General features: G+C 62.1%; 15 protein-coding genes, 1 tRNA gene and 1 pseudogene. 11 read left to right on the plus strand and 6 right to left on the minus strand.

The annotated features are described in order from the left end of the window. Positions 1–8: 8 nt before the first annotated feature. A complete protein-coding gene (locus LB525_RS06355; protein WP_224544003.1) occupies positions 9–1,601 on the minus strand; it encodes an amidohydrolase in 1,593 nt (530 codons plus the stop codon). A gap of 82 nt (positions 1,602–1,683) precedes the next feature. On the opposite strand from LB525_RS06355, the gene LB525_RS06360 reads away from it, so the two are divergent. The 5 genes from LB525_RS06360 to LB525_RS06380 all read left to right on the plus strand — a co-directional run bounded on the left by LB525_RS06360 (position 1,684) and on the right by LB525_RS06380 (position 6,658). Further along, entirely contained in the window at positions 1,684–2,580 is an 897-nt protein-coding gene (locus LB525_RS06360; protein ID WP_095767109.1) for a LysR substrate-binding domain-containing protein, read from the plus strand. Positions 2,581–2,709: 129 nt separating this feature from the next. Continuing rightward, positions 2,710–3,804, plus strand: coding sequence for an ABC transporter ATP-binding protein (locus LB525_RS06365; RefSeq protein ID WP_224524848.1), 1,095 nt, complete (start codon positions 2,710–2,712; stop codon positions 3,802–3,804). 71 nt (positions 3,805–3,875) lie between these two features. Beyond that, the gene (locus LB525_RS06370; RefSeq protein WP_224524851.1) at positions 3,876–4,991 is read left to right on the plus strand and encodes an ABC transporter substrate-binding protein; all 1,116 of its coding nucleotides are present in this window, start codon (positions 3,876–3,878) and stop codon (positions 4,989–4,991) included. Between the two features lie 21 nt (positions 4,992–5,012). Continuing rightward, entirely contained in the window at positions 5,013–5,846 is an 834-nt protein-coding gene (locus LB525_RS06375) for an ABC transporter permease (RefSeq protein ID WP_095767106.1), read from the plus strand. 5 nt (positions 5,847–5,851) lie between these two features. Beyond that, positions 5,852–6,658: an ABC transporter permease gene (locus LB525_RS06380; RefSeq protein ID WP_224544004.1), complete on the plus strand. Its 807-nt coding sequence runs from the start codon at positions 5,852–5,854 to the stop codon at positions 6,656–6,658. Between the two features lie 418 nt (positions 6,659–7,076). Here the strand turns inward: LB525_RS06380 and LB525_RS06385 are convergent, their stop codons facing one another. Then, a complete protein-coding gene (locus LB525_RS06385; protein WP_095767198.1) occupies positions 7,077–7,436 on the minus strand; it encodes an ArsR/SmtB family transcription factor in 360 nt (119 codons plus the stop codon). Between the two features lie 431 nt (positions 7,437–7,867). Here LB525_RS06385 and LB525_RS06390 point away from each other — a divergent pair, with 431 nt between their 5' ends. The 3 genes from LB525_RS06390 (at position 7,868) to LB525_RS06400 (ending at position 8,885) form a co-directional block, all read left to right on the plus strand. Then, a complete protein-coding gene (locus LB525_RS06390; protein WP_140541087.1) occupies positions 7,868–8,062 on the plus strand; it encodes a hypothetical protein in 195 nt (64 codons plus the stop codon). A gap of 107 nt (positions 8,063–8,169) precedes the next feature. After that, positions 8,170–8,415 carry a DUF982 domain-containing protein gene (locus tag LB525_RS06395; protein WP_095767103.1) on the plus strand — a complete coding sequence of 82 codons (246 nt, stop codon included), beginning with the start codon at positions 8,170–8,172 and terminating at the stop codon, positions 8,413–8,415. Positions 8,416–8,642: 227 nt separating this feature from the next. Beyond that, on the plus strand, positions 8,643–8,885 hold the full coding sequence (locus tag LB525_RS06400; RefSeq protein ID WP_095767102.1) for a DUF982 domain-containing protein: 243 nt from the start codon (positions 8,643–8,645) through the stop codon (positions 8,883–8,885). Positions 8,886–8,990: 105 nt separating this feature from the next. On the opposite strand, the gene LB525_RS06405 is transcribed toward LB525_RS06400, so the two are convergent. Together LB525_RS06405 and LB525_RS28675 are read right to left on the minus strand one after the other, a co-directional pair. Next, positions 8,991–9,956, minus strand: coding sequence for a glycosyltransferase family 8 protein (locus LB525_RS06405; RefSeq protein ID WP_224544005.1), 966 nt, complete (start codon positions 9,954–9,956; stop codon positions 8,991–8,993). 137 nt (positions 9,957–10,093) lie between these two features. After that, positions 10,094–10,277: pseudogene (locus LB525_RS28675) on the minus strand (DapH/DapD/GlmU-related protein); the annotation flags it as partial. A 473-nt stretch (positions 10,278–10,750) separates the two neighbouring features. Between LB525_RS28675 and LB525_RS06415 the strand changes: the two are divergent. From LB525_RS06415 to LB525_RS06425, 3 genes are all read left to right on the plus strand, one after another. Then, the gene (locus LB525_RS06415; RefSeq protein ID WP_141245332.1) at positions 10,751–11,410 is read left to right on the plus strand and encodes an FkbM family methyltransferase; all 660 of its coding nucleotides are present in this window, start codon (positions 10,751–10,753) and stop codon (positions 11,408–11,410) included. Between the two features lie 176 nt (positions 11,411–11,586). Next, the gene (locus LB525_RS06420) at positions 11,587–12,438 is read left to right on the plus strand and encodes a hypothetical protein (protein ID WP_224544006.1); all 852 of its coding nucleotides are present in this window, start codon (positions 11,587–11,589) and stop codon (positions 12,436–12,438) included. 114 nt (positions 12,439–12,552) lie between these two features. Continuing rightward, complete coding sequence (locus LB525_RS06425; protein ID WP_411971002.1) at positions 12,553–13,740, plus strand: IS481 family transposase; 1,188 nt, start codon at positions 12,553–12,555, stop codon at positions 13,738–13,740. 39 nt (positions 13,741–13,779) lie between these two features. On the opposite strand, the gene LB525_RS06430 is transcribed toward LB525_RS06425, so the two are convergent. Together LB525_RS06430 and LB525_RS06435 are read right to left on the minus strand one after the other, a co-directional pair. After that, a tRNA-Arg gene (locus LB525_RS06430) sits at positions 13,780–13,856 on the minus strand. Between the two features lie 55 nt (positions 13,857–13,911). Continuing rightward, positions 13,912–14,217: an ETC complex I subunit gene (locus tag LB525_RS06435; RefSeq protein WP_095767098.1), complete on the minus strand. Its 306-nt coding sequence runs from the start codon at positions 14,215–14,217 to the stop codon at positions 13,912–13,914. Positions 14,218–14,333: the final 116 nt, after the last annotated feature.

The following is a 14,333-nucleotide window of genomic DNA, read 5'->3' on the forward strand; positions in this document are numbered from 1 at the left end:
GTTTCGTGTCATGAGATGGAGGCGGCCGGGATCCACCAGTCGCGCCCGCGCGGCGTGGTGACATATTCGGGCCAGCGGAAGTTGATCGGCGGTTCGTAGTCGCAGAGCGGCGCGATCCAGTTCGAGCCGCCGACGCCGCCGCCGGTTCGCTTGACGAATTCGTCCATCGCGGCGTCGCGCGCGGTCTTGTCCTCGAGCAAGCGCAGGGCGGTGAGCGCAACCGTCTTCGCGGCGCAGGTGACCATCGGGTCGATGGTCGCCGGAATGCCGCCCAGCGCGTTCATCACCCAGGCCGGATAAGCATGGCCCTTGGCCGCGCGCAGCGCCGGACGGGCGACATAGAAGCGCGATGTCGGCGCATGCCAGCTCATGTCGGTGTAATCGTCAGATGTGGAGTTCACCTGCGATGGCGGCAGGTCGCGGCGCAGGATCGCCTCGGCGTCCTGCGGCGAAATCAGCCGCTCCAATTCGTCGATGAACGGGTTCTCCGTCGCCTCGCCGCCGGCATTGACCTGGACCTCGCGGGCGATCGCCCTCGCCTCTTCGTTCCAGCGCGGCGCACCCACGGTCGAAAGCGCCTGATAGGTGATGCCGGCCATGGCGTGATTGGCCAATCCCGGGCGCGACTTCGACACCCAGCGGCGCTCATGGCGGCAGCCGCTCATATTTGCCGCGGCTTGCGCGTTGCGGTCGAGAACGGCAGTCACCTGCTCGGCCATGGCAATGGTCGGCACGCGGATCATGTACTGGATCTCGGCAAGGCCGGCCGGAAGGTTGTCAGCGGTCGCCTGCCCCGCGGTCAGGATTGCCTCGCTGATCGACCAGCCGCCCTGATGCGTCAGCATGGAATCGCGCAGCGCCTTGGACGCCATGTACATCATCATCAGCGCGTCGTTGGCGCCGGGCGCCCGGACCGCCGAATGCGCTTGCGGGATGGGTGCTGCGTCGCTGGCGCGAACCCAATTTTCCGGCTCGTCGCAGACGAAGCGGTAGATCATCGAATAGGCGGCGCCGCAATGCGTATCCCAGCGCGCGGTGTTGCAGAGCGGCAGCATGTAGAAGGGATGGAAGGAGATCATGCCGGCAAGGCCGTCATAATAGCCTTTGGCCGCATGGATCGGTTTCGACCCCCTCACCTTCTCGGCCGGCTCGCCGGTGAAGCGCAGCGTGCCCTTGATGCCGTGTTCCAGCATCGCCGCCTTGGTGGCCAAAAGCCCGCCGAGGCTGCCGATGCCGAGGCCCGAATGCGGATCGGTATGGCCACCCGCCTCCTGCCCAAGGCCCGGCCGCGCGCGTTTCACCGTCGCTGCGTCCTGGCAATTGCCGGGCACGGCGTCGTATTCGCCATACATGCCGATCACGGGGCCGTCGCCATTCGTCCAATGGGCGCAGAAGGCAGTGGGCATGCCGCCCGAGCCTTCCTCGATCGAAAAGCCTTCGCGCTTCAGCCGATCCACATACCAGGCCGCCGACTGGTACTCGCGCCAGGCGGTTTCGCCAAAGTCGAAGATGGTGCGCGTCCAGGCCGAGAGCAGCGGCTGGATGCTGTCGATGCAGGCTAAAGCGGTTTCTTGCGCCGAGGTCGTCACCGGTTTGTCCATGCCTAAAAGAAAGCAGTGAAGCCGCGCATCAAAAAGTGATATGTTTTCCCGGCTCGTGCAAATTCGGTTCACCTGAGGCCTCTTGCGAATACCATCCACGCAGGCGCTGCGCGCCCTCGACAGCTTCGCCCGTCACGGCAGCGTCTGGCGCGCCGCCGACGAACTCCACCTCACCCGCAGCGCCGTCTCGCATCAGTTGCGGCTGCTCGAGCGCGACCTCGGCTTCGATCTCCTGCAGCGCATCGGCAAGGGCGTGGCGCTGACGCCGCGCGGCCAGCGCTACGCGGCCGACGTCCGAAAGGCGCTGACCGTGCTTGGCGATGCGAGGACTCAGAACAGCGGCGCCGGCGTCGGCGGCTCCTTCGCTATCTCCTGCCCGCCGGGCTTCGCCTCAATGTTTTTGTGCACGCATATCGGCGAGTTCCAGCAGATGTACCCGGACGTGACGCTCTCGGTGCTCACGCCGCGGCGGCTCGACGATGTCAGCAATCCGGATGCCGACGCCTTCATCGCCTTCGGCGTCGGCAACTGGCCGAACCGGGCGGTGGAACTGCTGTGCGAGGTCTCCTTCACGCCGCTTTGCAGCCCGAGACTGCTCAACAAGGTCGGCGGTTTTTCCAAACCCGCCGACGTGCTGCGCGCCAACCTCCTGCATCTTTCCGACACCGAGGACTGGGCGCGCTGGCTGGCGCTGTCCAAGGTGGAAAATCCCGATACCGAAGGCGGCATCTTCTTTTCCGATATGAATCTGGTCTTTTCGGCGGCAATCGCCGGCCAGGGGATTGCGCTCGGCGACGAGCTGACCGGCCGCCAGGCGCTGAGCGAAGGCCGGCTGGTCAAGCCGTTCGAGGCGACCGTCCCGTCGCCGCGCTCCTATTTTCTGGTCTTCGAGCACGCCAAGGCGGGGCACCCGGTGCTCAATGCCTTCGGCGACTGGCTGAGGGCGAAGCTGTCGGAGAGCAGCCTGGCTAAGTATTGAGATCGGCGCTGCCGCGTCGCCGCTCCGCACCACGCGTGAATCAAATTTGCCGATCAGGCGAAAACTATTCGGTTGCGGTGAGCCGCAGCCGTGCCTACGATTTGGCTTGACGGTGAGGATAGAGGCAGGATGCAGCAACCCGGCCGGGCCGCAGAGATCAAGGCGAACGGGATCGGCAAGAGCTTCGGCTCGTTCCGGGCGCTGGATAATCTGACGCTCGATATCGGCCGCGGCGAATTCCTGACGCTGCTCGGACCATCCGGTTCCGGCAAGACCACCTTCCTGATGATCCTCGCCGGCTTCGTGCAGCCGAGCGAAGGCAAGCTTTTCAGCGACGGTGTCGACATCACCAACCGGCCGGCCGAGCAACGCGCCGCCGGCATGGTGTTCCAGGGCTATGCTTTGTTCCCGCATATGAGCGTGGAACAGAACATCGCCTTCCCGCTCAAGGTGCGCAAGAAATCCGCCGCAGAGATCAAAAGCCGTGTCGGCGAGATGATCGAACGCGTCGGACTGAAAGGCCATCAGAAGAAGCTGCCGGCGCAGCTTTCCGGCGGCCAGCAGCAGCGTGTGGCGCTGGCCCGCGCACTGGTGTTCGAGCCGGGCGTGCTCTTGCTCGACGAGCCGTTCTCGGCGCTGGACAAGAGCCTGCGCGGCCAGATGCAGGCCGAGATGAAGCGGCTGCACCAGGAGACCGGCACCACCTTCGTCTTCGTTACGCACGACCAGAGCGAGGCGCTGGCGCTGTCGTCGCGCGTCGCCATCTTCAACCACGGCAAGCTGTTGCAGGTCGGCAGGCCTGACGAGGTCTATAACCGGCCTACCAACCGCTTCGTCGCCGAGTTCCTGGGCGAGATCAACATGCTGCCGGTGAAGGGCGTGCGCCCCGCCGACAATGGCGCGACCGGGCTCTGCGAAGACCGCGCGGTCAACATGCGCTGCAAGGCCGAGGCGATCAAAGGCGACGCCATCCTCGCCATCCGCCCCGAGGACATGTCGATCGCGCCGGAAGCGTTCGCCAACCAAAACGGCATCGCGGCGACGGCCGTCGCCTCGACTTATCTCGGTGCCGCGACCAAGCTCGACCTCACCACGCGCCAGGGCGCCAAGGTCACCGTATCGGTGCCGAACGAGGTCGCAGCCGCGGCGCTGAGCAAAGGCAATTCCGTCTGGCTGACCTGGCCGGCGGAAAAGGGTTTCCTCCTTCCGGACGGAGGACAATAGAGAGCGCCGCCGCGGCCTTAATTCGCCGCCCGGCTTCCGGTTCAAAATCAACGACAACAAGGGGAACTGACATGACGAACGAAACCAAGAAACAGACGATCGAATCCCTCGCCGAGCGGACCAAGCGCGGCGAGATATCGCGCCGGCAGTTCGCGCAGCTTGCGGGCCTCGTGCTCGCCGGCACGCCGATGCTTTTGCGCTCGACCGGCGCTCAAGCCGAGACCAAAGGGCTGGTGCTGGTGAACTGGGGCGGCGACGCCATAACGGCTTACGATGCCGCTTACGGCCAGGCCTTCACCAAGGAAACAGGCATCCCGGTCAAGATGGACGGCTCCGGCCCGACCGAAGGTGCTATCGCCGCGCAGTACAAGAGCGGCGCGCCGACCTGGGACCTGGTCGACGTCGATCCGTTCTCGGCCATCACGCTCGGCGGCCAGGGCATGCTCGAGCCGATCGACTACAAGGTCGTCGACAAGAGCAAGATGCGGCCGGGCTTCGGCTGGGAATATGCCGCCTCGACCTACTTCTTCTCCTATGTGATCGCCTACGACTCACAAAAATTCGGCTCCAACGCGCCGACCGGAATGGCCGACTTCTTCGACGTCAAGAAATTCCCCGGCAAGCGCTCGCTCTACAAATGGGGCGTGTCGAGCTGGGAAGCGGCACTGCTGGCCGACGGTGTGGCACCCGCCTCGCTCTATCCGCTCGACCTGAAGCGCGCGCATGACAAGATCGCCGCCTTCAAGGAAAACGTCGTCTCCTATTGGGGCGGCGGCGCCGAAAGCCAGAGCGTGCTGCTCAACGGCGAGGCTTCGATGGCGATCGTATGGTCGACCCGCGCCTCGTTGATCGAGCAGGACTCCGGCGGCCAGATCAAGTTCATCTGGGACCAGGGCCTGATCTCGCCCGGCGCGCTGGCGGTGCTGAAGAACAATCCCGGCGGCAAGGACGCGGCGATGAAGTTCATCGCCAGCACCCAGGATCCGCAGAAGGAGCTGGTGATGTTCGACAAGCTCGGACAGGGCCCGGCCAATCCGGCGGCCGATGCGCTGATCCCGGCCGACAAGAAGCGCATCAACCCGGTCGATCCGGACAACATGAAGAAGCAGATCCCGCTCGACATGGAGTGGTACGCCAAGAATTACGGCGCCGCGCTCGACGAATACACCAAGATCATCTCGGCCTGATCAGGCCGAGATTTCTGACCGATGAGAGGCCCCCTCTCCGACAGGATGGGCGCGGCGCTGTTGATGGCGCCGCTGCTCCTGTTTTTGATCCTTGCCTATGCCTGGCCCTTCCTCGGCGTGGTGAAGTGGAGTTTTACCCTCCCAACGCCAGGCCTCGGCCAGTACCACGCTTTGCTCACCGACGACCTGGTGCAGTCGGTGTTCATCCGCACGCTGCGCATCGCGGCGATCGTCACCGTGGTCTCGGTCACCGCCGCCTATGCCATCACCGTGGTGTGGGTGCGCGGCAGTCCGGTGCAGCGTGTGCTGGCCGAGTTCTGCATCCTGGTGCCTTTCTGGATCTCGGTGCTGACGCGCGCCTTCGGCTGGGTCGCGCTGCTCTCCAACCGCGGCCTGATCAACACCTGGCTGCAATCGGTCGGCTTCATCTCGGAGCCGCTGACTTTGGTGCGCAACGAGTTCGGCGTCATCGTCGGCATGTCGCATTTTCTCATCCCTTTCGCGGTATTCCCGCTGGCATCCGCCATGCGTAGCCTGGACGAGCGCGTGCTGCTTGCGGCGCGCGGCCTTGGCTCCAGCCGCATGCGCACCTTCTGGACGGTGTTCGTGCCGATGACGCGCTCCGGCATCATCGGCTCTGCGCTGATCACCTTCGTCTTCTCGCTGGGCTTCTTCGTCACGCCGGCAATCCTTGGCGGCGGCCGCAGCGTCATGATCGCAGAGCTGATTTATCTGCGCATCTTCCAGAGCCCGGACTGGGGGCTGGGCGCGGCGATCAGCGTCGTGCTGGTGGTGTTCGTCGGCGCGCTGATGGCGCTGCTGTTCCGCTACGTCAAACCGAAGCAATTGGTGTAGCCGAGATGCCGACCTACCGCCCCGGCCCCGTCTCGCTGCTCCTCGCCTTTCTGGTGGCGCTGTTCCTGCTGATGCCGTTGCTTGCCGTCATCCCGGTGTCGCTGACGCCGAGCCGGATGCTGACCATGCCGACGGGTGAACTGTCGCTGCGCCACTACCGCTCGCTGATCGAGGATCCGCGCTGGTTTGACTCGATCCTGCTTTCGCTCAGGATCGGCATCGTCAGCAGCATCCTTTCAACCGCGCTTGCCCTCACCTTCAGCCTCGGCGTGTGGATGTTCCAGCCGCGCTTCACCGCCGCCCTTGTCGGCTTCGTGCTGTTGCCGATGGTGGTGCCGCCGGTGGTCTCGGCGGTGACGCTCTATTTCCTGCTCACCTCGGTTTCCGGCATCACCTCCTTCTTCGGGTATGATACCTGGTTGGGCGTCGCCATGGCGCATTCGGTGATGACCGTGCCTTTCGCCACGGTGCTCATCCTGGTGTCGCTCAGCCAGCTCGACCGGCGCATCGACCTTGCCGCGCGCGGGCTCGGCGCCAGCGTGTGGGAGCGCGCGACGCGCGTCATCATGCCCAACATCAAGTTCGGCATCGTCACCGCGGCGCTGCTCTCCTTCGTGCTCTCCTGGGAGGAGATCGGCGTGACGCTGTTCATCACCTCGGTCAACGCCATCACCCTGCCGCGCCTGATGTGGATGGGCCTGCGCGACAACATCGACCCGGCGATCGCTGCGCTCTCGGTGATCCTGATCATCATCACCGTGCTGGTGCTCGCCATGCGCAGCGTCATCACAAGGCAGCGCAGCGCACGCTAGAGCGATGCGTCGGCGGGCGGCAAGGCACATCGTCGACCCGAAACGAAAGAGGCCCGCCGGAGCGGCGAGCCTCTTACGGAGCCGAAGTGGAAGCTTGGCGCCGTCATGATCCGGGGGTGTGGATCGACTCGAAATTTAGCCAACAGCGCCCGACCAGGCGACTTACAAATCTGTAATCTTCGGCTGAGCCAGACCCCGCTCATACACAAAAATCATTTACTATCAGTGGCCTGCAGCGGAAATCGGACTTCCAAGCGTCGCCTCTCAAACAAACGTGATGAACCGCCGGGCGAGCGGCATGACAGGAGCAAGGAAACGTGGGCGGGTCACGATGCGGCCGCTTGCACGCAGTCTGGGCCATGGAAGTGCCGCGCCGGACGAAGGCCCCCCGGCCTCGTCCGTGTGTGTGCCAGTCTGTTCAGGCGGCTTGCGGCCGCCGCATCCTTTCGACCAAGGCCTGCCTTGCCGGTCCGGCAAGCGGCTTGTCCGTCGTCAGCAGGCCATCGAGCAGTGTCAGAAGCTCGCGCGCTGCCGAAGACTTGCAGGAATAATAGACCATCTGACGATCGCGGCGGGTTTCGACAAGGCCAAACCTGCGCAGTTTGGCCAGGTGTTGCGACAGCGCCGACTGGCTGAGTTCGACCTTGTCGGCGAGCACGCCGACCGAGAGTTCGCCCTCAGCGAGGTAGTTCATGATGAGCAGACGCTTCTCGTTGCCCATCACCGCAAGAAAGGCTGCCGCGCTTTCTGCGTTGGCGGTAAGTTTCTTGGTGACCATCGATTTCCCCATGGTTCATGCTCTTCCGAAGGCCATGGGGGCAATGGCTTCGGAGTTCCAGAGCGTTGACGGGCGTGCCCCGATTTGGACGGGACCTGCCCTGCTTCTTTTCGACCAGAACCCCTTCGTAACCCGGTTGCCACCACGTCGGGGTTGCTGGTCTCGGACAGAACGCACGGCGCTTTTCTCGACGCAAGTCAATACAGACTCGGAAAAATTCCGTGCTGCTAATGCGTATCAGCGCAACGCTCATTCGGCAAGAATATAACGAGACCCGACAAAACAGCGGTCAGCCGCAGCCGCGGAAGCAGGCCGGCCGAGGCGCCTGACCAAAGAGGCCTGCGGCTATGTACCGGCGACTCACTCCCGATCTTGAAGCATGCTAATATGTTAGCCGGGGCAGAGAGGGGCCGGGCTATTAGGAGGAAGCCATGACCGCTGTGCGCAACACATTCACCCCTGACGAGACGGCCATGCTTGGCCGTGTCTACGCGAACGGCAATATCGAGGGCGAGACCGCCGAACAGAAGGAAGCGCGCGCTTCGCGCATCATCGCCAATTACATGGCGGGCATCACCGACGAGGCGGAATTGATGGAGCTTTCGCGGCGGCCGCTTGGCAGATGAGCAGCGTGCGCCGCCTTCGTGAGACGGCTTCACGGTAAGTTGACGTTCCGGATCGGAACCACGCGGCAAAATTTCGTGTTCCGACATATTTCGGGAGAGCTTTCGCGATGATCCAGGGATGGTTTTCCAGGCCGGTCGAAGTCGCCGTCGGCGTTTCCGGCTCTATCCGGCATATATCCAACGCGGAGCAAGCCGTCGAACTGCTGACCGGCCAATGGCGCGATGCCGGCAGCGCGCTGCATGGCGCGGCGCTGCGCGCCTGCCGCCGGGCGATCCGCGGCGACATCGCGGCGGACAACGCCAGGGAGGCCTTTATCGTCGCCGCGCGCGAGGCGCATGTGCTGGTGGAATAGAGCGTTTTAAAGGTCCTTGGTCGCGCGATTTAGCGGCCCGGATCGCGCGCCAACCGGTGCCCATGAGCCGGTCCGAACTCGGCCTGTCGCCACCTTAAAATTCTTCGGAACCTAATGCGCGATGGTTGGTTAACGCGCGGGTTCCGCATCGCCTCGCGAACCTGCATCGGGCGCCCATCCGGCGCCGATTGCTTGCTCTAAAGACAATCACAAGAACGGAGGAAGTGATGAACGATGTCTGGTTTTCCGAACCAGTCGTGATCGATTTCCAGCCAAACGGCCAGCGCAAGGTATCAAGCTGTTTCGAGGCGATGGAATGCCTCGACCAGCGCTGGCCGGGGCCAGCGCGCGGCGGCGCCTGGCGCTCGGCAAGCCGTGTCTGCCGCGATGCGCTCGACGGCCTGCGCAGCCCGGTGGAAGCCCGCAAGACACTGCGCAAGGCGGCCAAGGTCGCCGGCCTACTGGCGTAGCCCTCGATTTTCCAATGGCGTCCCACCAGGGGCGTCGCCAAGCCCGTCGCGGTTTCCCATTGCCGCGGCGGGCTTTGTTTTCAATGAGGGCGAAGCGACGCCTGATCAGGCGAAATCGCCAAGCACTTCGGGAAACTGGACCGCCATTGCTCCTTCATCCGCCTGCCGGGCGTAGAGCCGATGCATCTTCGTGCCGTCATATCTGGCCCGGCGGCGCTGCACGTCCTTGCCGAAAAGACCGGCAACAGCATCGAAGCGCCGGAAGAAGCGCTTCATCACGCCGCGCTCGAAGGGTATGCGCTGCTCGAACGGCTTGCCCCAAGGCGTGTCCTTTGCCAGGTCGCGCCATATCCTGAGAGCTTCAAGTTCGACGCCGACCTGATTGCCCCACGGCTTACCGCCCGCGAAATGCCTGGCCCAGGCCTGCGAGAAACGAAACTCTCTCGTTCCAAGCGATTGCAAATTCCAGTTGGGGTGCATCGTCTGCCACTTGCCCTCGAAGACGACGTTGAGGGCATTCTGGTCGTTCATCTGACCTTCGACAGCGAGTTTCCGAGCCTCCTTCATGAGTCCCTGTTCGCGCACCGGCAGCATATTGAAGACGATGATGCCGGCGTTGAAGTACGGCGCACCCGGCTGCATGGACATTTTTTGCCGGTAGGCTGGCCGGAAATACATGTAATCGTCATGCGCTGCGAGCAACGCAGCCTGAATAGGCTGCTCCACAAGGTCGGCAATGTCCCGGTTGAAAAGCACGTCGCAATCGATATGCGCTATGCGGTCGTAAGGTGCAAACTCCGCAAACTCGTCGACAAAGAGCCGGATGAACGTCGCAACGCTGCCTGGGCGAAAGCGGTAGCCGGATGCAGCCATGAAATCCGTTACGTCAACCAGCCGAATGCGATCCTTCAACAGACGATCGGCGACGCTCTTGTCGGCGTCGCTGGCGCCAAGATGAAGAATGAAACCGTCCGTCGGTTTTTTTGAAACATCCAAAATTCGGCGCGCCGCCAGGCAGGCATAAGGAAAATAAGTGGCGTCAGCCGCTATAAAAAAACAGGAGTTCGTCATCGCTGCCGTCTACCCCGACCGATTGAGGGCGGTGCCTGCCACAAAATGCTTCGCGACGAAAGCTTCGATGGAGCCAGTGAGCATGGCCGCCTCACGTTTGACCTTGTCATCGTCCCAATGCCACCATTGGATCGCCTGCAGCTTCGAGATGATCTCTTCGGGAAAGCGGTATCTTATCAGCCGAGCAGGAGACCCGCCGACGATCGCATAGGGGGGCACATTTTTGGTGACGACGGCCCCGGCGCCGACGACTGCACCATCGCCGATCTCCACCCCCGGCAGGATCATCGCGCCATTGCCGATCCAGACGTCGTTGCCGATGGTGATGCCGGACGGCTTGCCGCCATTGGGGATCGGCTCGGGCTGCTTCAGCAATCGGCTGTAGATTGGAAACGAGGTTGCGCTCTCGGTCGGGTGCTGGCCGGAGCACATGAAAAGCACCCGCCCGGCAACAGAGCAGAAGGCTCCGATTGTCAGCGGAGCGTCCTGCGAGGAAAACATGATCTTCTGCCGTTTCACACCGTAAGTGTGACGGCCAACGGTCACATGCTCCGGCAGTTTGGAACGGACTTCCCTGAGCCATTTGGAAAATGTCGACATCGCAAACCTCCCCTAGCCCATCGGCGACATAGCCGTACATAAGCCGAAGTAGCAAGCGCGAGGTCAGTGACGGGTCGTTCCTTTGCACCAGGTAACCAATCGAACGACTGTACCTTCCCGTCGCGTCGTGAAGGCATGGTTGATACTCGATCCAGCCAAGATTATACCCGCTTCGGTCAAAAGGCGGGTGGACTGTGTTACAGGAAAGTTATCTCGAATTCATACTGCGCTGGCATCTGTACCGCAGGTGGCATCGTCCGCCGCGCCCGAAGCGACAAGCCGAATTCAACTTTCATCAATTGATGAAAGCCACCTCCCCAAACGGCTTGTTCATCGATCTTGGCGCCAATGTCGGCGACGTCACGCGGCACGCCCTCAGCTATGGCATGAAGGTAATAGCTTTCGAGCCCGACCCAACCGCGCTCAAAATGCTGACGCGCCGGTTCGGCGACGACAAACGGGTGACGATCATTCCCAAAGCAGTTGGCGGGTCAGCGCGAAAGGCCACTCTCCATCAGAGACCGGACACTCAAAACATCCGAATGACAGAGTGGTCATCCTTATTCGAGGTGCCCGCACATGCGAAGGGAAGCGCTTTTGAAGTCGAAGTCGTCGATTTGGTGGAATTCCTGAAAGCAATTCGCGACCCCATTGCGATTGTGAAAATGGACATCGAGGGTGCCGAGGTGGAATGCATCGAGGCCATGCTGGACGAAGGAATCTATCGTTCCATAGGCCGCATCTTGGTCGAGACCCACGAGAGGTTGTCGCCCGATCTGGACGTCAGGATCCGAGCGCTTCGCGAACGCATTTCGCGCGAGAATATCGCTAATATCGATCTGGATTGGGGCTGAAGCAAACCCCAAACGCCCTGCTGGCCACGCTCCAAGCTGCTTGATTTCCCAGCGACGACGGGCAAAGAGAACATCGGGGACACAGCTATTGCGAGACAGCTTTGGCATTCAAACCGCTCGTTGACAGACTGAGCCGAAGCCGGACGGTTATCCGGTTAAGGGCGCTCAGGAACCAGGTGGTCTACAAGGTCTTCGAGCATCGCGGGCGCGCATCCGGGCGTCTTCTTGCGAAGGAATTGCAGGAGGCCGGGGTCTCGCGCGTGTGCATCACGGTCGCCTTCAACGTGCCATGGGTAATCGACGCATTAACGAAGGCGTGGGAAATGCAACCGCCAGGAATGACCTTGGTCGTCGTCGACAATTCGACGAAGATTGCGGCAAGGGAGGTCATTGCCAACATCTGCAAGATGCGCGGCGTGCCCTATCTTGCCCTGCCAATGCGGGTCGAAAAGCACCTGTCGAGATCGCACGGAACTGCAATCACATGGGCCTTCCACAACATCGTGCGCCACCTCAAGCCGGAGCTCTTCGGCTTCATCGATCATGACTGCTTCCCGGTAACGCCGTTCGACATCCCATCCAAGCTGGACGGCAAAGCCGTATATGGCCGCAGGGCGTACGGCACCGAAAATCACGTTTACAAGGCCAAGCAGGGCGATCAGCACTGGAATTTATGGGCAGGCTACTGCTTTTATCGGTTCTCCGCCGTGGCCCATCGCAAGCTGAACTTCGAGCCGCGCTTGAACCTCGGCCTCGACACCGGCGGCGCAAACTGGGCGGTTCTCTATTCGAAACTCGCCGAGGCGGATGTCGCCGTCGCAACGCTGGAACAGCGGCCGATGACGATGGCGGGCGCGGTCGGGCGGCATGAGTTTATCGACGGCGCCTTCTTTCACCTCGCCGGCGTGTCATACCCGGAAAGGCCAGGGTACCACCATCGAACGATGGAGCACCGGGAAATGCTTCGGGACTATGTGTGGAACACTTATCTCGGCGGCCCCGCCGGGCAGGCCGTGAGCGACTTCTGATCGGATCCGGAGCCGGCCGGATCTCATAAGCCACTGATGCCCTTCCCGAGAGATGGGTGACAGTTCATTCTGGATAGATGGGTTACACTTTTGGCCCTTTGCAAGGAGAGCAAGGTGCCTTGGAAGGAGTGTAACGTCATGGACGAGCGGCTTAAGTTCGTGGCCCGTCTGCTGGACGGAGAGAAGATGGCGGTCCTTTGCCGAGAATTCGATATCTCGCGCAAGACCGGCTACAAGATCCTCGCGCGCTACAATGATAGCGGCCTTGAGGGGCTGACGGATCGGTCACGCCGACCCTATCGCCACGCCAATCAGCTTCCGTTTCAAATCGAGAAGCTGATTGTGCGCCTGAAGCAGGACAAGCCGACTTGGGGTGCGCCTAAGATACGCGAGCGGCTGGCCCGGCTCTATCCGGATGTGCACAGGCCTGCGATCTCGACGGTGCATGCGGTGCTCGACCGGCACGGTATGGTCGAGCACCGCAAGCGACGGCGCAACAAGGCGACGGGGACGCCACTTTCAAGCAGCTGTCGACCCAATGATCTGTGGTGCGCCGACTACAAGGGCGAGTTCATGCTCACCGATCGGCGCTATTGCTATCCGCTGACGATCACTGACTTCGCCAGCCGCTATCTCATTGCCTGCGAGGCGCTGTCGACCACCAAGGAAGCCTATGCCTTCACCGTGTTCGAGAGCGTTTTCAAGGAGTTCGGTCTGCCCCGCGCCATCAGGACCGACAATGGCGTTCCCTTCGCCTGCCCCAACGCGCTCTTCAACCTCAGCAAGCTGTCGGTCTGGTGGCTGCGCCTGGGCATCGACATCGAGCGCATCCAGCCGGGCTGCCCACAGCAGAATGGGCGCCACGAGCGCATGCACCTCACCCTGAAGAAGGAAGCCACCAAACCGGCTGGCGCCAATTTCCTTCAGCAACAGGCTAGGTTCGATGACTTCATCGACGAGTTCAACTCAGAGCGCCCGCATCAGGCGCTCGGCATGGACTGCCCGGCAGAGCGCTACACGCCCTCAACGCGCCCCTACACTGGCTTGCCAGAGCTCGACTATCCGTTTCACGATAAGGCCGTCACCGTCACCACCTGCGGTCGCATCTGCTACAATCGCAAGAAGATCAACCTTAGCCTCGTCTTTGCCGGCCAGACCGTCGGCATCAAACAGATCGAAGACCATATCTGGCTTGCCAGCTTCATGGACTATGATTTGGGGTACTTTGATGATGAGACATTCAGGCTCGAACCACTCCACAACCCCTTCGGGCCAAAAGTGTTACCCATGTCTCCGGTATAAACCGTAACCTATGTGTCCGGAACGGACCCCCGCCAAAAATGGCGATCCCGGCAGGATTCGAACCTGCGACCATCGGCTTAGAAGGCCGGTGCTCTATCCAGCTGAGCTACGGGACCGTCGGCCGGCCGGGCCGGCTGAGGCGGGTTACGCCAGGCGACGCAAGACCGGGAGTCAGTGCGTCCAGGGCGTCCTGCGGTCATAGCGGAAATTGTCCGAATAGGAAATCTGCCGGCGCTTGGCTTCCTTCGGCTCTTCCACGCGATAGGCGATCTTTTGCTTCTCGGCATAAGCCACAGCCTCTTCCTTCGTCTCGAAGGTGAGCTTCACCTGGCTCAACATGTCGCCCGAGGTGGTGTAGCCCATCAGCGGATCGATCTTCTTGCGCTGGGCGGGGTCGAATTCCAGCACCCAATGTCCTGTCTTGGCCTTGCCGGACTGCATCGCGGTTTTGGCTGGACTGAAAATACGCGCGGACATGACCACCTCTTTGCCGCCCGAAGACCGGGCACCTTTGTTCGGCGCAATATCCGAGACCCTGCAGGATGCCTGAAATCTCGCGCCAATCCGTCATTACTGTGCAATGGCCGCGGCGG

Source organism: Mesorhizobium sp. CA16 (genome assembly GCF_020165175.1).
Taxonomy (GTDB): domain Bacteria; phylum Pseudomonadota; class Alphaproteobacteria; order Rhizobiales; family Rhizobiaceae; genus Mesorhizobium.

What these genes read in the sequence shown, in the direction of transcription:
- LB525_RS06355 (WP_224544003.1), bottom strand. Translation starts at nt 1,601, where the DNA reads ATGGACAAACCGGTGACGACCTCGGCGCAAGAAACCGCTTTAGCCTGC.
- LB525_RS06365 (WP_224524848.1), top strand. Translation starts at nt 2,710, where the DNA reads ATGCAGCAACCCGGCCGGGCCGCAGAGATCAAGGCGAACGGGATCGGC.
- LB525_RS06370 (WP_224524851.1), top strand. Translation starts at nt 3,876, where the DNA reads ATGACGAACGAAACCAAGAAACAGACGATCGAATCCCTCGCCGAGCGG.
- LB525_RS06375 (WP_095767106.1), top strand. Translation starts at nt 5,013, where the DNA reads ATGAGAGGCCCCCTCTCCGACAGGATGGGCGCGGCGCTGTTGATGGCG.
- LB525_RS06380 (WP_224544004.1), top strand. Translation starts at nt 5,852, where the DNA reads ATGCCGACCTACCGCCCCGGCCCCGTCTCGCTGCTCCTCGCCTTTCTG.
- LB525_RS06385 (WP_095767198.1), bottom strand. Translation starts at nt 7,436, where the DNA reads ATGGTCACCAAGAAACTTACCGCCAACGCAGAAAGCGCGGCAGCCTTT.
- LB525_RS06390 (WP_140541087.1), top strand. Translation starts at nt 7,868, where the DNA reads ATGACCGCTGTGCGCAACACATTCACCCCTGACGAGACGGCCATGCTT.
- LB525_RS06395 (WP_095767103.1), top strand. Translation starts at nt 8,170, where the DNA reads ATGATCCAGGGATGGTTTTCCAGGCCGGTCGAAGTCGCCGTCGGCGTT.
- LB525_RS06400 (WP_095767102.1), top strand. Translation starts at nt 8,643, where the DNA reads ATGAACGATGTCTGGTTTTCCGAACCAGTCGTGATCGATTTCCAGCCA.
- LB525_RS06405 (WP_224544005.1), bottom strand. Translation starts at nt 9,956, where the DNA reads ATGACGAACTCCTGTTTTTTTATAGCGGCTGACGCCACTTATTTTCCT.
- LB525_RS06435 (WP_095767098.1), bottom strand. Translation starts at nt 14,217, where the DNA reads ATGTCCGCGCGTATTTTCAGTCCAGCCAAAACCGCGATGCAGTCCGGC.